Below are 23664 nucleotides of genomic sequence, written 5' to 3'. Positions count from 1 at the left end.
GCCGGGGGTCGCGGGTTCGAGTCCCGTCCGCTCCGCCACTAATTTGAAGGCCTTCCCTGATGGGAAGGCCTTTTTGCTATGGGCGATTTTGTCCAGTGACCTCCAGATTTGCACACCAGAACGAACGTCAAAGCCCTGTTTCACGACCGGGCTTTTGTATTTTTAGCGCAGTTAAACTGCCAATGTCTGGCTTTTACCTGTCGGAAGAATGGCCAGATAGCCGATTATCCCCACCAGTTTATAGTATCCGAGTCTTATCTGCTTCATTTAAAGCCATTTGGACGCATCTACAGGCGGTCAAATCAGCCTTCTGCTGCCTGCTGACTACAGGGCAGTTCCATATTGACCACCCCCTCTTCCATTTGCACATCGATCTTGAAGCCAAGTCGTTTGGCGAGGTTGACCATGCCGCGATTGCTGGGCATGGTCATGCCGGATAGCTGGCCAATCCCTTGCTCTTTGGCGTAACGGATGATCTTCTCCATCATCAATTTGCCGAGACCCACCCCTTTCAAGTCCGATCGCACCAGAATGGCAAACTCGGCATCGCTCTGGTCCGGGGTCGAAATGGCGCGCACTACGCCGAGGATCTGATCCTGCAGCTCGCCATCTTGCCCCACAGCCACGAAGGCCATCTCCCGGTCGTAATCGATCTGGGTCATGCGAGCCAGCTCTTCATGGCCCAGCTCGCCCACATCGGCAAAGAAGCGTTTGTACCTGTCTTCATCGGAGACCTGCAGCACGAACTGCTTGTGAGCCGGTTCATCTTCCGGCCGGATCGGGCGCAGCAGGATATGGCGCTGATCTTTAAGCCAGGCACCCTCCTCCAGTTCGGTAGGATAGGGGCGGATTGCCAGTCGGTTGATTGTCGGGATGGTAGGGTCACTCAGTGTGAGGCTGGCATCCAGCACCACCATTTCGGCGCCGTACGCTTGCAGCGGGTGCAGGTCCAGTTCCTGAATCTCAGGAAAGGCGAGCAATAGTTCGGAGAGCTGGCAGAGCACTTGGCCCAAGGCATCGATATCCAGTCGTTCCGGCGTGGCCTGTTCGCGGATCTTGCGGCTCTTGAGGGCGCCGATGATCTGGTAACGGGCCAGCGCCTGATTGAGCGGTGGCAAGGCAGCCACCATCTCCTGCTGTTCCGCACCCGGCTCACCCAGCAGAATAACGGGGCCAAAGATGGCGTCTTGCTGGATCCGCACCCGCAGCTCCAGGCCGCCGCTGCGGCGAGCCATCCGCTGCACCAGCAAGCCTTCGATGCGGGCGCCCGGATCATGCTGTTTGACCCTGTCCAGAATGGCATCTGCAGCTTGCGCCACTTCGGCCGAGGTGCGCAGATTGAGCACCACCCCGTGTACGGCAGACTTGTGCAGGATATCGGGCGAGCGCAGTTTTACCGCCACCGGATAGCCGATCTGCTCGGCGGTCAGGGTCGCCTCGATGGCGTCGGTGACGATCCAGGTTGGCAGGGTCGAGAGACCGGCGGCTTGCAAAATCGGGTGCACCAGATGGGTATCCAGTCTCAGTTGCTTGCGCTCCTGTGCTTGGCGGATCAGCTGCTGGCACAGCTCGCCATTGAGCTGGTTGCCATGCAGGGATGCCGGGGTTTCCATCAACTGCTTCTGGTTGCGGCGGTATTCCACCATGTGCATGAAGGCGGCCATGGCGCTTTCCGGCGTGCGGTAGGTCGGGAAGCCCGCCTCGGTAAAGAGTTTTCGCCCCTCCTGCGCCGAGTATTCACCCGCCCAGTTGGTGAGGATATTGAAACGGCGCGCTCTGGGGTGCTGTTTCAAATGGGCGATAAGATGGCTGGCCAGCGGCGCGCTCGGTGCCGTGAGCGAGGGGGCGTGGATGATCAGGATGGCGTCGATGCCATCCTCCAGCAACACGCTGTCCAGCGCCTCCTGATAGGTGGTGATGGTGGCATCGCTGCCGATATCGAGCGGCGGGCGTGCCAGCTTGCCGCCCCGCTCCAGCAGCACATCCACCGCCATATTGGCCAGGCCGCGGCCGTTGGAGATGATGGCGAGCCGCTCCCCTTTGAGGGTCATGGAGTGGCTGAGGGTTTCGACCGCGGCGAACAGTTCATGGGTATCCCGCACCCGCAGCATACCAGCGCGGCGGATGGCCGCATCATAGACATTGTCGAGGCCGTGGGCCGGATCGTGGCGCCCGCTTTTCAGCACTAGGATCGGCTTGTTGCGCGAGGCTGCCCGCGCCGCCGAGAGAAAGTGGCGGGCGTCGTGCAACTTGTCCATATAGATCAAAATGGCGCGGGTGACGCTGTCGCGGGAGAGTTGATCCAGCAGCTGGCCGAAGTCGATGTCGCAGTGATCACCAAGGGAGATGAAGGCGGAAAAGCCCAGTTCATGCTGCTTGGCCCAATCCAGAATGGTGGTGCTGACGGCGGCGGATTGCGACAGAAAGGCGACCTGCCCCGGCTTGGCGGCAATAGGGGAAAAGCTGGCGTTGATCCCCTGGCCGGGCAGCAGCATCCCCATGCTGTTGGGGCCGAGCAGGCGAATACCATATTGCTGGCAGACCCGTTTCAGCTCCAGCCGCTCCTCGGGGGAAAAGTCGGCGGCCAGTATGATGGCTGCGCCTGTACCCTTTTGGCCGAGCGCTTCCAGTAACGGCAAGACCCGCTCCCGCCTGGTGCAGATGATGGCGAGATCCGGGGTCAGCGGCAGGCTGGCAATGTCGGGATAGGCCAGCACGCCGGCGATGGACTTGTTGCGCGGGGTGACAGGGAGGATGGGCCCTTTGAACTGGCCCGCCAGCAGGTGGCGCACGATCACATGACCCGCCTTGAGCGGGTCCGTCGAGGCGCCGATCACGGCGATTGATTGGGGTTTGAACAGCCGATCCAGACCGCTTGCTTTCATGGGTACTCCCGACAAAAGGGGGAAGATACCAGTCTAATACGCCTTTGCTGCGGGTTCTGTGACCGGATCCTGATCACCGTTTGTTGAGGGCATTGGCACGCAGATAAAAGCGCAGTTCGCCTTGCACCCGGCGAATGGCACCCAGGTGGCGTTCCTGCAGATAGATATCCTGCTCCCGGTCGAGCGCCGTGCTGGGCACGCCCATGCTTTGCAGGTACTCGTCAAACAGGGTTGAACCCTTGATCTCTACCAGATGCTGTTTCATGGCTCTCCTCCCTGCGCCTTGGTGTTTGTTGATGAACGTCCAGTCTGCGATGACCTGCCGGGTTTGCCTATTGTCACTTTTGACACGAGATTTGACACGAGAGCGCTCACACATCTTTCAGGGAGGGCGCCGTTGAGGCGCAGGCTGGCGTTATAGTATGGCGAGGAGCATGAGGCACGGATGGCGCACGGGATGATCAGAGTCTGGTGGTGGTGCATGGCACTGTGGACGGTTGGCGTATCGGCAGCCGAGCAGCCTATCCGCGCCTGGAATCTGCTGCTGGATCATCCCAACCCCGCCGTCGTCCAGTTGTTGCGCCTCTCCCTCGATCTCACCGTGCCCGAATATGGCCCCTATCAGCTGGTCTCCAGCCCGCAAATGGAGCAGGGGCGGGCGGTGAAGGAGCTGCGCAGCGGCGAGCTGGTTCAGGTCGGTGTTTTTGCCCCCGATGGTGAGCGAGAGCGGGAGTTGCTGGCAATCCACATTCCGCTGGCCAAGGGGCTGCTGGGGTGGCGGGTGTGTCTGGTTCGGCAGGGGGATGAGGGACGTTTTGCCGCGCTCGGGTCGTTGGCAGACTGGCATCGCGCCGGGCTCTCCATCGGCCAGCACAGATTCTGGCCAGACACCCAGTTGCTGCGGGCTAACGGCCTCAAGGTGACGGTGGGCAATCTTTATGAGGCGCTCTTCAACATGCTGCGCAAGAAGCGTTTTGACTGCTTCCTGCGTTCGGTCATCGAGATCGAGGATGAGCTCAGGCAGCATCCGGATCTCGCCATCGAGCCCCGTCTGGTGTTTCGCTACCCGTTGGCGCTGCTCTTCTTTGTCTCGCCAAAATATCCGGAGCTGGCCCAGCGCATCGAGCTCGGCCTGCTGCGGGTGCGGCAGTCTGGTGCTTTTGATCGGGTCTTTGAAGAGGGATTTGGCAGCACCATTCGGCGGCTGAAGCTGGATGAGCGGGTGCGTCTCGAGCTGCAGAACCCCGACTTGCCGCTGCCCAGTCGCATCATGATGGCCGATCCGGCCCTTATCTATAATCCGGTGTCAGCGCAGTGAGCCCTGATTCTGCGCAGTATCCCAGAAGGCACGGATCAGCGGCTCTTCCAGCCGCTTCTTGAGCACCCCGACCCCCACATCAAATGGTTTGAAGGCGGGTTTGAGGTCGATGATCCGCACCTTGTCGCCGAGCGGGCTGTGGTCGATCACCGCCGCCGGCACCAATCCTACGCCACAGCCGAGCGCCACCATGGCGACAATCCCCTCGTTACCCGCCACTTCGGCATAGATGTTGGGCGCTATCCCCTTGTTGCGAAACCACTGATCGCTGCGTTTGCGGGCCAGCCCCTGCTCGGAGAGGATGACTGGCAGCTGCTCCCAGTCCGGCTCGCCCTGACGGAACCACTGGTTCAGTTGCGGTGCGTTGCGCGGCGCGATAAAGACCAGCGGCACCAGCTGAAGGCTGGCGAACTCCAACTTGGCGGGCAGGGCATCGGGACGGGCGGCGATGGCGAGATCGGCCTCATCGGCCAGGATCTTGTCCACCGCCAGCGCCGGGTCGCCGGTCTCCAGCTTGATTTCCAGCTGGGGGTAGCGGCGGCGAAAGCGCTCCAGCACTTCGGGCAGCAGAAAGTAGCTGGCAGTGACCGAACAGAATACCCGCAGCCGCCCCTGCAGCGGTTCATCGCTGCGTTTGAGCTCCTGCTTGAGCTGACGCCACTCCTGCAACAGGCCGCCACCAAACTCCCGCAGTTTCTCGCCGGCAGGGGTGAGCCGTACCGAGCGGTTGTCCCGCTCGAACAGGATGCAGCCGGTCTCCTGCTCCAGCCGCTGGATGGCGCGGCTCAGGGTGGAGGGGCTGACCGCCATGGCATCGGCACTCTTGCCGAAGTGGAGGGAGTCGGCGAGGTGGAGAAACAGCTCGAGATTGCGAAGGTCCATCTTTCAGCTCCTGGCGCGGCTTGTGTGCCCGATATCCAGCGGTTGGCGGCTTGTTTCTGCCATCTCGCGGTACATTCAGCAGGCAATTATGAAGGATTAACGTTTCAATTATTGCAACGTACTGTTTCGAATATATCAGTTCAGGCAATAAGTGTCCCGCGCTATAGTGGTTCAGAAAACGCCGCCATCCGGCATGGAATCAATCGAACGGAGCAATCACCATGGCTAACTATTTCAACACCTTGAACCTGCGTCAGCAGTTGGCCCAGCTGGGCAAGTGTCGTTTCATGCAGCGCGAAGAGTTCGCGGACGGCTGCAACGTGCTGAAGGGCAAGAAGGTGGTGATTGTGGGCTGTGGTGCCCAGGGTCTGAACCAGGGTCTGAACATGCGCGACTCCGGGCTGGATATCTCCTACGCCCTGCGCAAGGCCGCCATCACTGAGAAGCGCGCCTCCTGGCAGAAGGCTACCGACAACGGCTTCGCGGTCGGCACCTATGAAGAGCTGATCCCGACCGCCGATCTGGTGCTGAACCTGACTCCGGACAAACAGCACTCCGACGTGGTGAAGACCGTGATGCCGCTGATGAAGCAGGGCGCTGCGCTGGGCTACTCCCACGGCTTCAACGTGGTGGAAGAGGGTCAGCAGATCCGCTCCGATATCACGGTCGTGATGGTGGCGCCCAAGTGCCCAGGCACCGAAGTGCGTGAAGAGTACAAGCGCGGTTTCGGCGTGCCGACCCTGATCGCCGTTCACCCAGAGAACGATCCCAAGGGCGAAGGCATGGCCCTCGCCAAGGCGTGGGCCTCTGCCTCCGGCGGCGACCGTGCCGGGGTGCTGGAATCCTCCTTCGTGGCGGAAGTGAAATCTGACCTGATGGGCGAGCAGACCATCCTCTGCGGCATGCTGCAGGCCGGTTCTCTGCTCTGCTACGACAAGCTGGTTGCCGAAGGCACAGACCCGGCCTACGCCGGCAAGCTGATCCAGTTCGGCTGGGAGACCATCACCGAAGCCCTGAAGCAGGGTGGCATCAGCCTGATGATGGACCGCCTCTCCAACCCCGCCAAGCTGCGCGCCTTCGAGCTCTCCGAGCAGCTCAAGACCCTGATGCGCCCGCTGTTCGAGAAGCATATGGACGACATCATTGCCGGTGAGTTCTCCCGCGGCATGATGGCCGACTGGGCCGAAGATGACGTCAAACTGTTCACCTGGCGTGAAGAGACCGGCAAGTCCGCCTTCGAAAACGCCCCGGTGTTCGCTGGCAAGATTGCCGAGCAGGAGTACTTCGACAATGGCGTGGTGATGGTGGCCATGGTCAAGGCGGGTGTCGAGCTGGCGTTCGAGACCATGGTGGCTTCCGGTATCTACGAGGAGTCTGCCTACTACGAATCCCTGCACGAGCTGCCGCTGATCGCCAACACCGTTGCCCGCAAGCGTCTGTACGAGATGAACGTGGTCATCTCCGACACCGCCGAGTACGGCAACTACCTGTTCGCCAACGCCGCCGTGCCGTTGCTGCGCGAGCACTTCATGCCGACCCTGAAAGCGGGCGATCTGGGTGCCAGCAAGGCGGAAGGGCAGAGCGTCGATAACCTGGCGCTGCTGGCGGCCAACGAGGCGACCCGCAACCATCCGATCGAGAAGATCGGCCAGGTACTGCGCGGTTACATGAAGGACATGAAACGCATCGCCGTTGGCGGTTAAGCCCGCATCGGGCTGGATGATGAAGGGGTGGGGATGACGATCCCCGTCGCCGGTCGGACTGGACACCCGACCGGCCCGCCAGAAAAACCAGCCTGACAGTCATAAAAAAGCCCCGCTCATCGAGCGGGGCTTTTGCATTCAGAAAGGCTGGATAAATCAGGCTTTCCACGCTTTCCAGGTGTTGATCAGACCGTTGGTGGAGCAGTCGTGGCTGGTGACAGCCTCGTTGTTGCCCAGCTCCGGCAGGATCTTGTTGGCCAGCTGTTTGCCCAGCTCCACACCCCACTGGTCGAAGGAGAAGATGTTCCAGATTGCGCCCTGTACGAAGATCTTGTGCTCGTACATGGCGATCAGGGCACCCAGGGTTTTCGGGGTCAGGCTCTTGAACAGGATGGAGTTGGTCGGGCGGTTGCCTTCGAACACCTTGAACGGCACCAGATCCTTGACCTGCTCCAGGGTTTTGCCTGCAGCCAGGAACTCGGCTTCAACCTCTTCCTTGCTCTTGCCGAAGGCCAGCGCCTCGGTCTGGGCGAAGAAGTTGGCCAGCAGTTTCGGATGGTGGTCACCGATCGGGTTGTGGCTGATGGCCGGCGCCAGGAAGTCGCAGGGGATCAGCTTGGTGCCTTGATGGATCAGCTGGTAGAAGGCGTGCTGGCCGTTGGTGCCCGGCTCACCCCAGATGATGGGGCCAGTCTGGTAGTCAACCGGCTTGCCATTGCGATCCACGTACTTGCCGTTGGACTCCATGTTGCCCTGCTGGAAGTAGGCAGGGAAGCGGTGCATATACTGGTCGTACGGCAGAATGGCTTCGGACTCGGCACCGTAGAAGTTGTTGTACCACAGGCCGATCAGCGCCAGCAGCACCGGCACGTTCTGCTCATAGGAGGCAGTGGCGAAGTGCATGTCCATCTCGAAGGCGCCTTGCAGCAGGGCTTCGAAGTTCTCGAAACCAACAGACAGGGCGATGGGCATGCCGATGGCAGACCAGGAGGAGTAGCGGCCGCCAACCCAGTCCCAGAACTCGAACATGTTGTTGGTGTCGATGCCGAACTCGGCCACGGCCTTGCCGTTGGTGGAGAGGGCTGCGAAGTGCTTGGCAACGTGGGCCTTGTCACCGGCGATGTTGATGAACCAGTCGCGGGCGGTCAGGGCGTTGGTCATGGTCTCCTGGGTGGTGAAGGTCTTGGAGGCCACCAGGAACAGAGTGGTTTCCGGATCGATCTTCTTCAGGGTCTCGGCGATGTGGGTGCCATCGACGTTGGAGACGAAGTGCATCTGCAGGTGGTTTTTGTAGGGACGCAGTGCCTCGGTGATCATCACCGGGCCGAGATCGGAGCCACCGATACCGATGTTGACCACGTGCTGGATCGCTTTGCCGGTGTAGCCTTTCCACTCGCCGGAGATGACCTTCTCGCAGAAGCCCTTCATCTTGGCCAGTACAGCGTTCACTTCAGGCATCACATCCTTGCCGTCGCACTCGATGGGGCGGTCGGAGCGGTTGCGCAGGGCCACGTGCAGTACGGAGCGGCCTTCGGTCATGTTGATCTTGTCGCCATTGAACATGGCATCGATCGCGCTGCGAAGATCGGTCTCTTTGGCCAGATAAACCAGCAACTTGAGGGTTTCTTCGGTGATCAGGTTCTTCGAGTAATCAACCAGGATGTCGCCGCCGAAGGTAAGGGAAAACTTGTCAAAGCGCTTCGGGTCATGCGCGAACAGATCCTTGAGTCGGGTCTCTTTGTTTGCTGCAAAGTGGGCTTCCAGTGCCTGCCAGGCCTGGGTTTGGGTTGGATTGATATTTTTCATAGGATTCCTGAAATGCCAAGTTGTGTTTGAACCTTGCAGGCAAGGTCCCGCCAAACCTTATTATCCGAGCATTATAGCGAGCCGATCGGGCGGCCCGTGTAACAGATTTTTACCGATTGTCTTTTACCGCAATGGGTCACTGCCGGGAGCATACAACCAGAACATTGGGATTATGTGTCACGAAAGCAAGGCGGATCTTGCGCTTGCTCATGATTGGGGCCACCCCGATAGCCTGAAATTGTTTTCATCCGGTTGGCGTGGTTATGCACCGACATGGCCATGGGCTGGGGCCAGAAACGACAATGCCAGCCCGAAGGCTGGCATTGTCTGTTGCAGCAGAACCGCGATCACGCCTGCGTTTTTTGCATGTGCATCACCATCTGCGGGAAGGGGATCTCGATGCCTTCGGCATCAAAGGTCAGTTTCACCTTCTCGTGGAAGTCGAACCAGACACCCCAGTAGTCAGCGGTTTTCACCCAGGGGCGCACCACGATATTGACCGAGGAGTCGGCCAGCGCGGCAACGGCGATGGTGGCTGCCGGATCTTTCAGGATGCGCGGCTCTTCGCTTACCAGACGCTCGAGGATCTGTTTGGCCTTGCGCAGGTCAGAGCCGTAGCCGATGCCAAAGGTCATGTCGACGCGGCGGGTATCCATACGCGAGTAGTTGACGATGGTGCCGTTGAGGATGGCGGAGTTCGGTACTACCACCATCTTGTTGTCACCGGAGGTGAGGGTAGTGGTAAAGAGCTGAACGGACTGCACCACACCCGCAGTGCCTGCCACTTCGATAAACTCGCCCGCCTTGATGGGGCGGAAGATGATCAGCAGGAAGCCGGCAGCGAAGTTGGAGAGCGAGCCTTGCAGCGCCAGACCGATGGCCAGACCGGCGGCACCGATAATGGCGACGAAGGAGGCTGTCTGCACGCCGACACGGCCCAGCGCAGCGATCACTACGAACACCAGAATGGCGTATTTGAGGATGCTGCCGACGAAGTGGGTGACTGTGGTGTCCAGCTTGCGGGCCTGCATCACCTTGACCACGCCACCGCTGATGAGGTTGGCGGCGATATAGCCGACCAGCAGGGTCAGCAGGGCGGCGGCGATATTGACGCCGTATTCGATCAGCAGTCCCTGATTATTGACCAGCCAGGTCTGCGCTTCGGTAATGATTTCGGGTTCCATAGGATGTCCTGTCAGGTTCTAAAAGGTTTATGGTGGATAAATCTAACACCGCAGCGCGACAGTACGGGTCGCATCTGGTACTTCTTTTCTGCCATAAAAACCTGACACAAAAAAGAAGGGAGGCCAAAGCCTCCCTTCTTTTTGCTGAATGATGCGAAAAAACCATCAGCTCTGCAGCAGCTGGCTGCGGATAAATTGCCACTGATCTTCAAAACCGGCGGTCGGCTTGAGCTTGAACTCGGAGCGCACGAACTGGCTGATGCGGCCTTCGGTGTAGGCCAGCAGCAGATTGGCCAGCATGGTCTCGTCGAGCTGGAAGCCTTGCCCCTCGCGCAGCCGCTTCTCGCGCAGCACCTGCTTGATCTGGGTCTCCAGCTTGTCAAACAGGATGCTGATGCGATCCCGTAGCCGATCATGCTCACCCAGCAGGGCGTCGCCGTTGAGGATACGGGTGATGCCGGGATTGCGCTCGGCGAACACCAGCAGCAGCTGCAGGATATGGTGACAGCGCGCCATGGTGTCCTTCTCTTCCGCCATGATCAGATTGACCCGTGACAGCAGGGAATCCTCGATAAAGTCGATCAGCCCCTCGAACATCCGCGCCTTGCTGGGAAAATGTCGATAGAGGGCTGCTTCAGAGACGCCGACCTCGGCCGCCAGACGGGCCGTGGTGATACGCTGACCCGGACTGGTTTCCAGCATATGGGCGAGCGCTTGCAGGATCTGATCGCGCCGACTCTGTTTCTGATTACTGCTTGCCATGGATTCCCCTAAAAAAACAATGGCTTGATTCTATTATTAGGCACCGCCCATCAGGCTGGTGTGGTCTGTTATTGGCGACCAGAAGAACCAAAACCGCCTTCACCCCGTTCGCTCTGATTGAACTCATCGACCAGTTGGAAGCTGGCCTGAACTACCGGCATGATCACCAGCTGGGCGATGCGCTCGCCGGGTTGCATGGTGAACTCATCCTTGCCGCGGTTCCAGACCGAAACCATCAGCTGACCCTGGTAATCGGAATCGATGAGACCGACTAGGTTGCCCAGCACGATGCCGTGCTTATGGCCGAGGCCGGAGCGGGGCAGGATGGTGGCACACAGACCCGGATCCTGGATGTGAATGGCCAGACCGGTCGGCACCAGGGTGGTATCACCCGGAGCCAGAGTCAGCGGCGCATCCAGCAGTGCGCGCAAATCCATGCCGGCAGAGCCGGGAGTGGCGTAGGCGGGCAGCGGGTACTCGGTACCGATACGGGCATCCAGAATCTTCAGTTCAATTTGTGTAGTCATGAATCGCTTTTTCAGTTGGATCTTGTATTGGCGCCCCTCTTGGCAGGCGGGGTGCCGTGAGTCTTGTTCTGTCGGGACGCTCAGTGCCGGTAGTGGCGTGCAATCAGGGCGATCAGGTGACGGGCCAGCGTCAGCTTGTCGGCCAGCGGCAGCGGGGCCTGGCCCCCTTGCCAGAACACGGTCAGGGCATTGTCATCGGCGTTGAAGCCTTGCCCCTCGCGGGACACATCGTTGGCGGCGATCATGTCCAGCCGCTTACGCTGCAACTTGTCGAGGGCGTATTGTTCCACATCCACGGTTTCGGCGGCAAATCCGACGGTGAAGGGTTTGTCTGAAAGGGCGCCGACGGCCGCGATGATGTCGGGGTTTTTCACCAGCTTCACCACCATCTGGTCGTTGTCACCGGTTTTCTTGATCTTCTGGCTGGCCACCTGCTCGGGGCGATAGTCGGCCACCGCCGCGCAGCCGATGAAGAGGTCGCACTCGCCCACCCGGCTCATCACCGCCTGATGCATCTGCTCGGCGCTCTCCACATCGACACGGGTCACGCCTGCTGGCGTAGTCAGCGTCACCGGCCCACTCACCAGCGTCACTTCGGCGCCCGCTTCACGGGCGGCGCGAGCGATGGCGTAACCCATTTTGCCGGAGCTGTGGTTGCTGATGTAGCGCACCGGATCCAGCGCCTCGCGGGTTGGTCCTGCGGTGAGCAGCAGCTTGACGCCTGCCAGCAAGGGCTCGGCGGCCAGCTGCTGGCAGCAGCGCTCCACCAGTTCGAGGGGATCCAGCATCCGCCCCGGGCCCACATCGCCACAGGCCTGGCTGCCGGCATCCGGCCCCCACAGCAGAATGCCGCGGCTGGCCAGGGTCTTGAGGTTGGCCTGGGTCGCGGCGTTGAGATACATCTGCTGGTTCATGGCAGGTGCCAGCGCGATGGGCGCCGGAGTGGCCAGACAGAGGGTGGTCAGCAGTTCGTCGGCCATGCCTGCAGCCATCCGCGCCATCAGGTTGGCGCTGGCGGGGGCGATCAGTACCAGATCGGCCCACTTGGCCAGCTCGATATGACCCATGCCAGCCTCGACAGAGGGGTCCAGCAGGCTGTAGGCCACCGGATGACCGGAGACCGCCTGCAGGGTCAGCGGGGTGATGAACTCCTTGGCGGAGCGGGTCATTACCACCCGCACTTCGGCGCCCTGATCTTTCAGGCGGCGTACCAGCTCGGCACTCTTGTAGGCGGCGATCCCGCCACTGACACCCAACAGGATGCGTTTATCGGCCAATCTCATCTGCTGTTTCTCTATCCGGCTCATTCTGACTGGTCGGCTAAGATACCACAGGCAATGGATGACGACAGGGGTTGGCATCAAGGGGTGTGGTCGGGCGCGCGCAATTTTTTGCTATGTTTTTTCTCAACAGGGATGAGGGAGAGACAAATGAGCATCAAAGAGTGGCCGGAAGATGAACGCCCCAGAGAGAAGTTGCTGCGTCAGGGGCCTGCTGTGCTCTCCGATGCCGAGCTGCTCGCCATCTTTCTGCGCACTGGCGTCAATGGCCTGAGTGCAGTGGATCTTTCACGTAATCTATTGAATCAATTCGGCTCTTTGCGCAGCTTGCTGGGCGCGGATCAACGGGCATTCTGCGAGGCGCACGGCCTTGGCCCGGCCAAATATGCCCAGTTGCAGGCGGTGCTGGAGATGGCCAGACGCCATCTGGCCGAGCAGCTGCAACGGGGCGATGCGCTCACCTCGCCCCAGCTGACCCGGGACTATCTGCAGGCCCAGCTGCGGGATCGGCCGCGCGAGGTGTTTGCCCTGCTGCTGCTCGACAACCAGCACAGAGTCATTCAATTTGTTGAGCTTTTTTTCGGCACAATCGATTCGGCGAGCGTCTGGCCAAGAGAAATCGTGCAGATCGCGCTCAAACATAATGCAGCCGCGGTGATTCTGGCGCATAATCACCCGTCCGGCGTCGCCGAGCCCAGCAGGGCCGACCGCCAGATCACGGATCGGATCACGGCCGCTTTGGCCCTGATCGATATCAGAGTGCTGGATCACTTGGTGATCGGTGATGGCATCACGGTTTCTTTTGCCGAGCGCGGTTGGCTATAACTGTGCTCTGGCACCGTATTAGTTGATCTTTGATCACGGATGCTGTATAAAATGCCGCCTTCTGTTTGCCCCGCAATCGAAGGCCAGCGGGGCAGATATTTGCTCGAGCAATGAAGTAAGATTTGGAGAGACTGACATGTCTAGAGTATGCCAAGTAACCGGCAAGCGCCCGGCAGTTGGTAACAACCGTTCGCACGCTAACAACGCCACCAAGCGTCGTTTCCTGCCGAACCTGCACACTCACCGTTTCTGGGTTGAGAGTGAAAAACGCTTCGTAAGCCTGCGCGTATCCGCAAAAGGCATGCGTATCATCGACAAGCGTGGCGTTGAAGTGGTTCTGGCTGAACTGCGCGCCAGCGGTGTTAAGGTATAAGGAATTAGATCATGGCTAAAGGTATTCGCGAGAAAATTCGCCTGAACTCCAGCGCCGGTACTGGTCACTTCTATACCACTACCAAAAACAAGCGCACCATGCCCGAAAAAATGGAGATCAAAAAGTTTGATCCCGTTGTTCGTCAGCATGTGATCTACAAGGAAGGCAAAATCAAGTAATTACTTGATGCTGCATTCCCAAAAACCCGGCTTCGTGCCGGGTTTTTTTATGCGCCGAATTCAGTACACTGCCGGTTCAAAGGGAGGCTTGCCATGTTCAAATTGAGCCGCAAAGGCTGGAATAACGTGATCATTGTGGTGGTGCTGATCGTGATCACCCTGTTGCATCGTATGGAGACTGCCCAGCAGGAGAACAGCGCCAGGCGGGCTCGCCCCTTGCTGCCGGATGCGGCCGTGGTGCTCACTTGGCAGGGGCCGAGCTGGCAGATTGAGCGGATCGGTCAGGGCTGGCGCAGCGTGCCGGATTTAGGGCTCGACACTGCTCAGCTGGATGCCCGTCTGGCGCGCTGGCAAGGCTGGTTGCTCCCCCCCGGCGAGGCGGTGCGCGGTACCCCGGTGACCATCAAGGTGTGGATTGCCGGCCAGAACGGTCCGGTCGAGATCGGCCTCTATCAGAACAGCGGCCAATATGGCGCCCAGCTGCCCTCTGGTCTCTGGCTCGCCCTCACAGCTGAACAGTATCGCGATCTGCTGCGCCCTGCCCCCTGATTCCCTTTTCCTTGCGAGGTGCCCATGCCCGAATTGCCAGAAGTTGAAGTCAGTCGTCAGGGGATCTCCCCCTGGCTCACCGGTATCAAGGTGACGCGTGTAGTGGTGCGGGATGGCCGCCTGCGCTGGCCGATCCCCGGTGAAATTCAAGAGCTGGTGGACCTCACCATCCATCGGGTGCGTCGCCGTGCCAAATACCTGCTGCTGGAGACCGATTTTGGCACCGCCATCCTTCATCTGGGGATGTCCGGCAGCCTGCGTGTACTGGATATCGGCACCCCGGCCGAGAAGCACGACCACGTGGATATCGAGCTGGATAATGGCAAGCTGCTGAGGCTCAACGATCCGCGCCGCTTCGGCGCCCTGCTTTGGACCCGGGAACCGGCCGAAGCCCATGCGCTGCTCGCCAAGCTGGGGCCCGAGCCGCTCACCGATGCCTTCAGTGCTGATTACCTGCATGAGCGTGCCAAGGGGCGCAGCACCGCCATCAAACAGTTCCTGATGGACAATCAGGTGGTGGTCGGGGTGGGCAACATCTACGCCAACGAGGCGCTCTATGCTGCCGGCATTCACCCCAAACGGGCGGCGGGCAATATCAGTGCCGAGCGGCTGGGAACCCTGGTGGCCGAGATCAAGCGCGTGTTGGCCGAGGCGATTCGCCAGGGCGGTACTACCCTCAAGGATTTCACCAGTGCTGATGGAAAGCCGGGCTATTTCGTGCAGCAGTTGCAGGTCTACGGCCGTGGCGGTCAGCCCTGTTTCCACTGCCATACCCTGCTGACCGAGACAAGAATGGGCCAGCGCACCACGGTTTTTTGCAGTCATTGCCAGCGCTGAGCGCACTTTTCGCCCCGATCCGGGGGAAGTTGTAACAGCGTATTTCCACTCTGTTGAAGATTTGCACAGCTGTCACTAGTATCCCGACCGTTCAGGCGGTTTGAGAATATAAAAATGACAGTTAAATCAATAGACTGGGAATATTTATCCCGGCAGGAGCGCTATTGCGCAAAATCCATGGCCCGCTTCCTCTACCCCGAGGGATGTGACCGGAAAACCTTCAATCGCGGCAAGTTCGTGCTGCGCAGCCTGCTCTATCGCAAGTCGCTGAGCCGGGTCTTCAGCCTGTTTCAGTGCGACTCGCTCAAGGCACTGCCAGCGGTCTATCCCGAGCTGCTCGACAAGCCGATGCGCCCCTATCGCTTCGCCTGTGCCAGCGCCCGTGAGCGGGCCGAGATGCTGGAAAATCACTACCGTTTGCTGCTGGAGTGCTACCCGCAGCTGATCGACCCCCTCTATCTGGGCGAGGGGATCGCGCTGGGGCACTATCCCCAGAGCGGCTGCCGCATTCTACTGCGCCACGATGGCACCTTCCGCCGCGAGGCCGAGCTGGCGCTCTCTATCGTCAATGGCGAGGGGCAGCGCCTCTACAGCTGCGCCTTTTCGCTGGCGGGTAGCGTGGATCGTTTGATTCTGATGATCGGCTCCATGCAGGGGCCGGAGCCTGCGGTCGACAATGCTCAGGATCGGGTGCGCGAGCTGACCAAAGAGGGGCACGGCCTGCGGCCCAAATCTCTGCTGGTGCAGCTGGTGCTGCAACTGGCGCAGGCCATGGGGGCGGCAGAGGTGCTGGCGGTGCGTAAGCGGGCCCACGTGTTTCAGGCCAAGCGCTACAGCAGCAAGCAGAAAGCCAATTTGCAGGCCGATTATGACGAGCTGTGGCAGGAGTTCGACGCCCGGGATGTGGATGCCAACTTCGTCGCCCTGCAAGCCCAGCCGCGCAAGCCGCTGGAGGAGATCGCCTCCAAGAAGCGGGCCATGTATCGGCGCCGCTACGAGTGGCTCGATCTGCTGGTGAAGGAGATGAATGAGCGGTTTGCCCGTCAGTAACCGGCAAGCAGGCTGACCTCTTCATTGCGAGAGAGAAACAACAAGGGCTACCCGCGGGTAGCCCTTGTTGTTTCTGCCATCAGGGGAGGAATTAGCGCTGTTGCTGTTTGGCTGCGATGGCCTGGGCCACCACGGGATCGACAAACTGGCGGATGTCGCCACCGTGCAGCGCCACCTCTTTCACCAGAGTGGAGGAGATAAAGGAGTTCTCCTCCGCCGGGGTGAGGAAGACGCTTTCCAGCTCAGGCATCAGGCGGCGGTTCATGTTGGCCAGCTGGAACTCGTACTCGAAGTCGGAGACGGCGCGCAGACCACGGATCAGCACGTTGGCCTGATGCTCTTTGGCAAAATCGACCAGCAGGCCGGAGAAGCCCACCACCTTGACGTTGGGCAGCTGGCTGGTCACTTGCTGGACAAGCTGGACACGTTCTGCCAGATCGAACAGCGGGCGCTTGCTCGGGCTGTTGGCGACCCCGACCACCACCTCGTCAAACAGCTTGGCGGCCCGGCCGATCAGATCGGCGTGGCCATTGGTAACGGGATCAAAAGTCCCGGGATAAATTACCCTGGTAGTCATCTTTGCGGTCCTGCAACCTGGAAATTTGGTCGCATTATAAGGTCGTCGCTTGAGAATAGCAGTGCATCAGGCAAGAATACGCCATCGCGCATCAAGCCTCCTTGCATTGGTGACAGGGAGCAAAGGGATTTTTTATGAAACGTATTCTGGTCGTTCGCAATGACAAGATTGGTGACTTCATGCTGGCGTGGCCTAGCTTCGCCATGCTCAAAGGCTCCATGGAGTGTCATGTGACTGCCCTGGTTCCGGCCTACACGGCGCCGCTGGCCCGGCTCTGCCCCTGGATTGACGAGGTGATCATCGATCCGGGCGTGCGGGCCGACAAGGAGCAACAGCGAGCGCTGCTGGCGCGGATCAAGGCGGCGGCGTTCGACGCGTCCATCTGCCTCTTCTCCAACTCCCGCAACGCCATGCTGGTGTGGAAGGCGCACATCCCTTACCGGCTGGCACCGGCGACCAAGCTGGCGCAGGTGCTCTACAACCAGCGACTGGTACAGCGCCGCTCCCGCTCCCAAAAGCCGGAGTCCGAGTACAACCTGGAGCTGATCCGCCGCTTCCTGGCCGATCAGCAGGTGGCCGTGGTGGAGCCCAAGACCCCCTTCCTGCAGTTCGATGACGAGACCCTGCTACAGGTGCGCGAACAGCTGGCACTCAAGCTCAAGCTCGATGCCAGCCGCCCCTGGCTGATGGTGCATGCCGGTAGCGGTGGGTCTGCCAACAACCTCTCCATCGAGCAGTATGCCCGCATCATCATCAAGCTCAATCAGGCCTGCCCCGAGCTGCAGTGCGTGCTGACCGCAGGCCCGGGCGAGGAGAAGATGGCCGAACAGCTGGCGGCCGAGTTGCTGGCCCACGGTGGCAACGGCTGGATCTACCGCTCCAGCGATGGTCTGCCGATGTTCTGTCAGGTGCTGGCCAACGCAGCCCTGTTTATCGCTGGCAGTACTGGCCCGCTCCATATCGCCGGGGCGCTCGATGTGCCGACCATCGGCTTCTTCCCGATGCGCCGCTCCGCTACTCCGCTGCGCTGGAAGCCCCTCAACAGCGAAGGGCGTCACCTCGCCTTCAGCCCGCCGGAGGATAGCGACCATCCTGAGGATATGAGTCAACTCGATCCCAAGACCATGGTGCCGGTGATGGCCCGCTGGGCGGCGCCTTTCTGGCGCAAATAACGTATGCAGCAATGCAAACAGGGCCCCTCGGGGCCCTGTTTCGTATGACGGTTATTCCGGCTGCTGCGGTTGCTGGCGCACCCAGAGGTCGGCGTATTTGACGAAGGTAGAGTGGGCGGAGAGGATCGCCAGCAGCAGCCCCTGCTTGCCATCGAGGAAGCCCGCTTTGAGCAGGTACATCTTGAGGAAGCAGCCAACAGCATGGATCAGCCCCTGACTGAGGGAGCCCTTCTTGCCGCGAGCGGTGCGCTGATCGGCCCAGGCGCGGGCATAACCGGCCGATTTGACCAGATAGTGCTCCAGATCCCGATAGGTGAAGTGGAGCAGGTCGCCATGAATATTGACGATCTTCATGTTGGCCCGTACTTCTACCTTTTCGTGAACCAGCGCCTCGTTGTAGCTGGTGAGCGCCTTGGGATAGAGGCGCAGCACCCGATCCGGATACCAGCCACTGTGGCGGATAAAGCGGCCAAAGACCCAGGAGAGGCGCGGGATCGAGTAGATGGTATCGCTGGCCGGATTGGTCATCACGTTGGCTATGGCGGTTTTCAGCTCGGGGGTGAGCCGCTCGTCGGCATCCAGCCACAGCACCCAGTCGGATTGCACGTGGGACTGGGCCAGTCGGCGCTGTTTGCCAAAGCCGGGCCACTTGGCGTTGACGAAGAAGCGGGCCCCAAATTCGGCAGCAATGGCCGGGGTCTCGTCCTGGCTGCCGGAGTCCAGAATGACGATCTCGTCCACCAGTCCGTCGAGGGAGGCGAGGCACTTGCGCAGGTTGTCGGCTTCATTCTTGACGATCAGAACGGCAGCCAGAGTCGGTTTTTTCACGAAATGGGGCTCTCGGTTGTTGCCCGTCTGGCGGGACATGCTCGAATTGGCGCCCATTCTAGCCTAAAAGCGTGGCCGGGGCATGACCCGGGTGGCGGCTGGCCGAGGCGACTACCAAGGAGCTTCTGTTATTTATCCGGCCGCTGCTTGTGGCGCGTAATCTCGCTCGGCCGAGGCAAAGCAGAGGCGACTACCAAGGATCTTCTGTTATTTATCCGACCATTCTTGGGGCATAATCTCGCCCAGTGATGATTAACCGCCGGGCCAGACCCGAGAGAAGACGCGTAATGAAAATATTGGTGATCGGCCCCTCCTGGGTCGGCGATATGGTGATGTCCCAGAGTCTCTACAAGGCGATCAAGGCCAACCATCCCGAGTGCGAGCTGCACGTGATGGCCCCCGCCTGGTGCTGCGCCCTGCTGGAGCGGATGCCGGAGGTGGACAAGGCGATCACCATGCCCCTTGGCCACGGTGACTTCAAGCTGGTGGCGCGCCGCCGCCTCGGCAAGCAGCTGGCGGCCGAGAAGTACGATCAGGCCATCGTCCAGCCAAACTCCATGAAGTCGGCGCTGATCCCCTGGTTTGCCCGCATTCCGGTGCGTACCGGCTGGAAGGGGGAGCACCGCTTCGGCCTGCTCAACGATATGCGCAGCAATAAGTCCGCCTTCCCGCTGATGGTGGAGGGCTATCTGGCGCTCGCTTATCCCAAGGAGCAGATGAAGAGCCGGGCCGATATTCCGACCATTCCCCACCCCTCTCTGCACGTCGATCTGGTCAACCAGAGCAAGGCGCTGGAGCGACTGGGGCTGGATCGCGCCCGCCCGGTGCTGGTGCTCTGCCCCGGTGCCGAGTTTGGCCCGGCCAAGCGCTGGCCGGAGGGGCACTACGCCGTAGTGGCCCAGCAGCATCTGGACGAAGGGTGGCAGGTGTGGATCTTCGGCTCCAACAAGGATGTCCCGGTAGCCAATACCATCCGGGATCGGGTCAACCTGCTGACTCGCCCCAACTGCCACGTGCTGGCGGGCAAGACCAGCCTGCACGAGGCGATCGATCTGATGGCGCTGGCCAGCCGGGTCATCTCCAACGACTCCGGCCTGATGCACATCGCCGCCGCCCTCAACCGGCCGCTGGTGGGCGTCTATGGCTCCACCTCGCCGCTCTATACTCCGCCGCTGGCGGATCGGGTCGAGATCGTTCACACCAACATCGAGTGTCGCCCCTGCTTCAAGCGCACCTGCAAGTTCGGCCATCTCAAGTGCCTGATCGACCTGGCGCCGGAGCAGGTGGTCGATGCCTGCAAGAAGCTGGAGCAGAGTCAGTAAGATGCCCTACCGTCTGCTCTACAACCTGCTGATCCATCTGGGATTGCCGCTGGCGCTGCTGGCCCTCTACAAGCCGAAGAAAGGCAAGCCCGGCTTTGGCAAGCGCTGGGCCGAGCATCTCGGGCGGCTGCCCGCCACCGGACAGGAGGCGCCGCTCTGGATCCATGCGGTGAGCGTGGGGGAGACGCTGGCCATCACGCCGCTCATTCGTGCCCTCAAGGCGGAGCGGCCCGATCTGCCGATCCTGCTCACCACCACCACCCGCACCGGCGCCGATCAGGCTGCCAGGCTGGGGGATCTGGTGATCCATCGCTACGCGCCGCTTGACTACCCCTGGGCGATTGCGGCCTTTCTCGACACCTTCAAGCCGCGCGCGCTCTGGGTGATGGAGACCGAGCTGTGGCCGAACTGGCTGGCCGCCTGCGAGGCGCGCCACCTGCCGGTGACCATCATCAACGCCCGTCTTTCCGAGCGATCCTGCCAGCGTTATGCCCGCTTCCACGGCGCCTTCGACGCCCTGAGCCGGCCGCTGACCCATCTGCTCTGCCAGCATCAGGATGATGCCGACCGCTTCGCCCGCCTCGGCATCGATCGTTCGCGGCTGGCGGTGACCGGCTCCATCAAGTTCGATATCCAGTTTGGTGACGAGGTGCAGGCCAAGGGGCGTGCCCTGCGCCAGCAGCTGGGGACAGATCGGCCGGTCTGGATCGCCGCCAGCACCCATCTGGGTGAGGACGAGCAGGTGCTGGCCGCCTTCGAGCTGCTGCTCAAACGTCATCCCGCTGCGCTGCTCATTCTGGTGCCGCGCCACCCTGAGCGGTTCGACCGGGTGGCCGAGCTGTGTGCCCCTTACGGCTGCGTGCGGCGCACTGATGGTGCTGCGGTGCGTGCGGAGGATAAGGTCTATCTCGGCGATACCATGGGCGAGCTGCCGCTGATGCTGGCGGCGGCCGATGTGGCCTTTGTCGGTGGCAGTCTGGTGAAGATCGGCGGTCACAACCTGCTGGAGCCGGCAGCCCTCGGCAAGCCCTGCCTGACGGGGCCCGCCTACTTCAACTTCAGCGATATCACTCGTCAGCTGGTGGCTCAGGGGGGCGCCGCCATCGTGGCCGATGCCGCCGAGCTGGGCGAGCAGGTGAGCCAGCTGTTTGCCGACGAGAGCTCCCGCCGCGAGATGGGCGAGCAGGCCCGCGCCGTGGTGCTGCGCAATCAGGGAGCCCTGGCGCGCACCCTCTCGCACTGCCTCACAGCGTTGGAGAACGACTGAGTTTCAGTCTTTCATACAGCCCGCCATCCATCATCGATGGCCGGCCATAAAAAAACGGAGCGCGATGCGCTCCGTTTTGTTTTTGGCAGTGGCCGGGATTAGCGAACGATCAGCCCCAGCAGGATGCCGACCACACCGAAGTCGGAGTCGCTGAAGGTGGTGTTGGCGAAGCCTAGGTCGCCCAGTACCGGCAGCAGGAACACCGGCAGAATGGTGAGCAGCAGCAGGCCGTTGGCGAAGGAGCCCAAAATCGCGCCACGACGACCACCGGTGGCGTTGCCGAAGACCCCGGCAGCGGCGCCGACGAAGAAGTGCGGTACCACGCCCGGGATGATGACGGTCAGGCCCATGGCGTAGAGCAGCGCCATCCCCACCAGACCGGCGGCAAAGCTCGACAGGAAGCCGATCAGCACGGCGTTGGGGGCATAGGGGAAGACGATGGGGCAGTCGAGTGCCGGCTTGGCGTTCGGCACCAGCTTGTCGGAGATCCCCTTGAAGGCCGGAACGATCTCGGCGATGACCATCCGCACACCCTGCAGGATGACGTAGACACCGGCGGCGAAGGTGATGGACTGCATCAGGGAGAACATGAACCAGTGCTTGCCCTTGGCGACGCTGGAGACAAACTCGGGGCCGGCGAAGGCGGAGGTCACCAGGAAGATGATGCCCATGGTGAAGGAGATGGCCACCGGGGTATCGCGCAGGAACAGCAGGCTCTTGGGCACCTGTACATCTTCGCAGCTGTGGGCCTTGTTGCCGAACTTGGCGCCGATCAGGGCGGAGAGCACGTAGGAGCAGGTAGAGAAGTGGCCCAGCGCCACGTCATCGGAGCCGGTGATCTGCTTCATGAAGGGGTGAGCGATGGCCGGGAAGAAGACCATGGCGACGCCGACCACCAGACTGCCCACCGCTATCAGCGGCACACCGCTCATGCCGCCGGCAGAGAGGATCACCGCTACCATCATCGACATGAACAGGGTGTGGTGACCGGTCAGGAAGATGAATTTCCACGGGGTCAGACGGGCGATCAGGATGTTCACCAGCATGGCGAAGAACATGATCATCGCCATCTCCTTGCCAAACGAGGTCTGGGCGATGGAGACGATGGCTTCGTTGTTGGGGACGACCCCCTTGATGCCGAAGGCGTGCTGGAAGATGACGGCAAAGTCACCCAGCGAGTTGATCACCAGAGTGGCACCGGCCCCCAGAATGACGAAACCCATGATGGTCTTGACCGTGCCCTTGATGCACTCGGTCACCGGTTTCTTCTGGGCAATAAGGCCGATAAGCGCGATCAGGCCGACCAGCACGGCAGGCTCGGACAGCACGTCAAACATCAGAAAGTTGAAAAATTCCATGGTCAGCTCCTGGCAATGGAAGATGCGGCCCGCAGGCCGCATGGAGGATCCTTAGAGGGCGCCCAGTTCGTGCAGTGCGGTGGCGAGCTTCTCTTTCATCGCGGCCTTGTCGACCATGTTGGCGAGAGCCACCAGACGGCCGTTGACCCCCATGGATTGCAGCTGCTCGGCGATGTCACGGGTGGCGACAAAGATCTCGGCGGTTTCGCTGCCGGCGGAGGCCAGATCGCGGTGATCCACCTCGGCGGTGACCGCCAGCTCTTTCAGGATGCTCTTGATGCTCATCTCCATCATCAGGCTGGTGCCCAGACCGTGACCGCATACAACCAGAATTTTCATTGTTTCTTCCTCTGTCAGGTGCGCAGTGGCGCAGATCAGTAGCGCGCCAGAATGCGCAGGATGTCGTCTTTGGTGTCGGCAGCGATGATGGCCGCCACGTCCTCTTCATTCATAAACAGCTCGGCCAGCTGGGCGATGGTCTCCACGTGGGAGTTGCTGTCGCTGGCGGCCAGGGTGATCAGCAGCCGGATCGGGTCGTTGCCCTCGGAATCGAAGTTGACCCCCTGCCTGATGACGGTCAGCCCCAGACCCAGCCGGTTGACGCCGTCTTCGGGGCGGGCATGGGGCATCGCCAGACCGGGGCCCAGTACGTAGTAGGGGCCGAGCTCTTCATGAGAGCGAAACAGCGCCGCCACGTAGGAGGGTTCGATGGTGCCATTGGCCAGCAGGGGCGCCGTCGCCAGCTCGATGGCGTGACGCCAGTCGCGGGCTGCGGGTTCGATGCGGATGACATCCTCGGTCAGCAGTTGAGTCAGCATGGTGGTGATCCGGCTAGTTATGATGGCGCCAATCTATCGATCTTGCGGTGGTGAAACTGTGAGGGTGATCGCGAAAGTTAGCGCTATCAGATAGCGCTAACATCAAACTGTGATAGCGCTATCACTTCACCCATTAACGGGAGTCATCCTGCCCTCATTGTG

24 protein-coding genes are annotated in these 23664 nt (G+C 60.9%); 11 read left to right on the top strand and 13 right to left on the bottom strand.

Annotation, left to right across the window (positions count from 1 at the left end):
* Positions 1 to 302: 302 nt before the first annotated feature.
* Positions 303 to 2885: a GNAT family N-acetyltransferase gene (locus AB5Y71_RS05740; protein ID WP_368171180.1), complete on the bottom strand. Its 2583-nt coding sequence runs from the start codon at positions 2883 to 2885 to the stop codon at positions 303 to 305.
* A gap of 73 nt (positions 2886 to 2958) precedes the next feature.
* Entirely contained in the window at positions 2959 to 3150 is a 192-nt protein-coding gene (locus tag AB5Y71_RS05735; RefSeq protein WP_005339486.1) for a hypothetical protein, read from the bottom strand.
* 192 nt (positions 3151 to 3342) lie between these two features.
* Between AB5Y71_RS05735 and AB5Y71_RS05730 the strand changes: the two genes are divergently transcribed.
* Positions 3343 to 4203, top strand: coding sequence for a hypothetical protein (locus AB5Y71_RS05730; protein WP_368171179.1), 861 nt, complete (start codon positions 3343 to 3345; stop codon positions 4201 to 4203).
* Here the strand turns inward: AB5Y71_RS05730 and ilvY are convergent.
* A complete protein-coding gene (gene ilvY / locus AB5Y71_RS05725; protein ID WP_335854918.1) occupies positions 4192 to 5085 on the bottom strand; it encodes an HTH-type transcriptional activator IlvY in 894 nt (297 codons plus the stop codon). The genes AB5Y71_RS05730 and ilvY overlap by 12 nt on opposite strands.
* A gap of 221 nt (positions 5086 to 5306) precedes the next feature.
* Between ilvY and ilvC the strand changes: the two genes are divergently transcribed.
* Positions 5307 to 6788, top strand: a complete 1482-nt coding sequence (ilvC, locus tag AB5Y71_RS05720; RefSeq protein ID WP_368171178.1) for a ketol-acid reductoisomerase — start codon at positions 5307 to 5309, stop codon at positions 6786 to 6788.
* Between the two features lie 156 nt (positions 6789 to 6944).
* On the opposite strand, the gene pgi is transcribed toward ilvC, so the two are convergent.
* The 5 genes from pgi to coaBC all read right to left on the bottom strand — a co-directional run bounded on the left by pgi (position 6945) and on the right by coaBC (position 12350).
* Positions 6945 to 8594 carry a glucose-6-phosphate isomerase gene (gene pgi / locus AB5Y71_RS05715; protein ID WP_368171177.1) on the bottom strand — a complete coding sequence of 550 codons (1650 nt, stop codon included), beginning with the start codon at positions 8592 to 8594 and terminating at the stop codon, positions 6945 to 6947.
* 347 nt (positions 8595 to 8941) lie between these two features.
* Positions 8942 to 9778, bottom strand: coding sequence for a mechanosensitive ion channel domain-containing protein (locus AB5Y71_RS05710; RefSeq protein WP_088868140.1), 837 nt, complete (start codon positions 9776 to 9778; stop codon positions 8942 to 8944).
* Between the two features lie 165 nt (positions 9779 to 9943).
* A complete protein-coding gene (slmA, locus tag AB5Y71_RS05705) occupies positions 9944 to 10540 on the bottom strand; it encodes a nucleoid occlusion factor SlmA (RefSeq protein ID WP_005339495.1) in 597 nt (198 codons plus the stop codon).
* A gap of 68 nt (positions 10541 to 10608) precedes the next feature.
* Positions 10609 to 11067 (bottom strand): dUTP diphosphatase, encoded by a 459-nt coding sequence (dut, locus tag AB5Y71_RS05700; RefSeq protein WP_005339498.1) that lies wholly within the window; start codon positions 11065 to 11067, stop codon positions 10609 to 10611.
* A gap of 80 nt (positions 11068 to 11147) precedes the next feature.
* Positions 11148 to 12350 carry a bifunctional phosphopantothenoylcysteine decarboxylase/phosphopantothenate--cysteine ligase CoaBC gene (gene coaBC / locus AB5Y71_RS05695; protein ID WP_368171176.1) on the bottom strand — a complete coding sequence of 401 codons (1203 nt, stop codon included), beginning with the start codon at positions 12348 to 12350 and terminating at the stop codon, positions 11148 to 11150.
* A gap of 147 nt (positions 12351 to 12497) precedes the next feature.
* Between coaBC and radC the strand changes: the two genes are divergently transcribed.
* From radC to AB5Y71_RS05665, 6 genes are all read left to right on the top strand, one after another.
* Entirely contained in the window at positions 12498 to 13172 is a 675-nt protein-coding gene (gene radC / locus AB5Y71_RS05690) for a DNA repair protein RadC (protein WP_047434157.1), read from the top strand.
* Positions 13173 to 13308: 136 nt separating this feature from the next.
* Positions 13309 to 13545: a 50S ribosomal protein L28 gene (rpmB, locus tag AB5Y71_RS05685; RefSeq protein WP_005307492.1), complete on the top strand. Its 237-nt coding sequence runs from the start codon at positions 13309 to 13311 to the stop codon at positions 13543 to 13545.
* Between the two features lie 11 nt (positions 13546 to 13556).
* The gene (gene rpmG, locus AB5Y71_RS05680) at positions 13557 to 13724 is read left to right on the top strand and encodes a 50S ribosomal protein L33 (protein WP_005307500.1); all 168 of its coding nucleotides are present in this window, start codon (positions 13557 to 13559) and stop codon (positions 13722 to 13724) included.
* A gap of 93 nt (positions 13725 to 13817) precedes the next feature.
* Positions 13818 to 14273, top strand: coding sequence for a hypothetical protein (locus AB5Y71_RS05675; RefSeq protein ID WP_368171175.1), 456 nt, complete (start codon positions 13818 to 13820; stop codon positions 14271 to 14273).
* 24 nt (positions 14274 to 14297) lie between these two features.
* The gene (gene mutM / locus AB5Y71_RS05670; RefSeq protein WP_368171174.1) at positions 14298 to 15110 is read left to right on the top strand and encodes a bifunctional DNA-formamidopyrimidine glycosylase/DNA-(apurinic or apyrimidinic site) lyase; all 813 of its coding nucleotides are present in this window, start codon (positions 14298 to 14300) and stop codon (positions 15108 to 15110) included.
* A gap of 114 nt (positions 15111 to 15224) precedes the next feature.
* Positions 15225 to 16160: a VirK/YbjX family protein gene (locus AB5Y71_RS05665; protein ID WP_368171173.1), complete on the top strand. Its 936-nt coding sequence runs from the start codon at positions 15225 to 15227 to the stop codon at positions 16158 to 16160.
* A gap of 91 nt (positions 16161 to 16251) precedes the next feature.
* Here the strand turns inward: AB5Y71_RS05665 and coaD are convergent, their stop codons facing one another.
* Positions 16252 to 16737, bottom strand: a complete 486-nt coding sequence (gene coaD, locus AB5Y71_RS05660) for a pantetheine-phosphate adenylyltransferase (RefSeq protein WP_019446530.1) — start codon at positions 16735 to 16737, stop codon at positions 16252 to 16254.
* Between the two features lie 134 nt (positions 16738 to 16871).
* On the opposite strand from coaD, the gene AB5Y71_RS05655 reads away from it, so the two are divergent.
* A complete protein-coding gene (locus tag AB5Y71_RS05655) occupies positions 16872 to 17909 on the top strand; it encodes a glycosyltransferase family 9 protein (RefSeq protein WP_005339514.1) in 1038 nt (345 codons plus the stop codon).
* Between the two features lie 51 nt (positions 17910 to 17960).
* Here the strand turns inward: AB5Y71_RS05655 and AB5Y71_RS05650 are convergent, their stop codons facing one another.
* Complete coding sequence (locus AB5Y71_RS05650) at positions 17961 to 18737, bottom strand: glycosyltransferase family 2 protein (protein ID WP_127008528.1); 777 nt, start codon at positions 18735 to 18737, stop codon at positions 17961 to 17963.
* A 287-nt stretch (positions 18738 to 19024) separates the two neighbouring features.
* Here AB5Y71_RS05650 and waaF point away from each other — a divergent pair, with 287 nt between their 5' ends.
* Together waaF and waaA are read left to right on the top strand one after the other, a co-directional pair.
* Entirely contained in the window at positions 19025 to 20059 is a 1035-nt protein-coding gene (waaF, locus tag AB5Y71_RS05645; RefSeq protein ID WP_368171172.1) for a lipopolysaccharide heptosyltransferase II, read from the top strand.
* Between the two features lies 1 nt (position 20060).
* Positions 20061 to 21326 (top strand): lipid IV(A) 3-deoxy-D-manno-octulosonic acid transferase, encoded by a 1266-nt coding sequence (waaA, locus tag AB5Y71_RS05640; protein WP_368171171.1) that lies wholly within the window; start codon positions 20061 to 20063, stop codon positions 21324 to 21326.
* Positions 21327 to 21424: 98 nt separating this feature from the next.
* On the opposite strand, the gene AB5Y71_RS05635 is transcribed toward waaA, so the two are convergent.
* The 3 genes from AB5Y71_RS05635 to AB5Y71_RS05625 are packed head-to-tail and all read right to left on the bottom strand — an operon-like array spanning position 21425 to position 23502.
* Positions 21425 to 22684, bottom strand: coding sequence for a PTS ascorbate transporter subunit IIC (locus tag AB5Y71_RS05635; RefSeq protein ID WP_005357405.1), 1260 nt, complete (start codon positions 22682 to 22684; stop codon positions 21425 to 21427).
* Positions 22685 to 22735: 51 nt separating this feature from the next.
* The gene (locus AB5Y71_RS05630; protein ID WP_338710671.1) at positions 22736 to 23023 is read right to left on the bottom strand and encodes a PTS sugar transporter subunit IIB; all 288 of its coding nucleotides are present in this window, start codon (positions 23021 to 23023) and stop codon (positions 22736 to 22738) included.
* Positions 23024 to 23058: 35 nt separating this feature from the next.
* Positions 23059 to 23502, bottom strand: a complete 444-nt coding sequence (locus AB5Y71_RS05625) for a PTS sugar transporter subunit IIA (RefSeq protein ID WP_201931714.1) — start codon at positions 23500 to 23502, stop codon at positions 23059 to 23061.
* Positions 23503 to 23664 lie beyond the last annotated feature (162 nt).

Origin of the sequence: Aeromonas sp. R9-2, assembly GCF_040908025.1 — a bacterium.
Classification (GTDB): Bacteria; Pseudomonadota; Gammaproteobacteria; order Enterobacterales; family Aeromonadaceae; genus Aeromonas; species Aeromonas veronii.
Note: the sequence above shows the minus strand (reverse complement) of the source record. Positions and strands in the feature narration are given on the sequence as shown.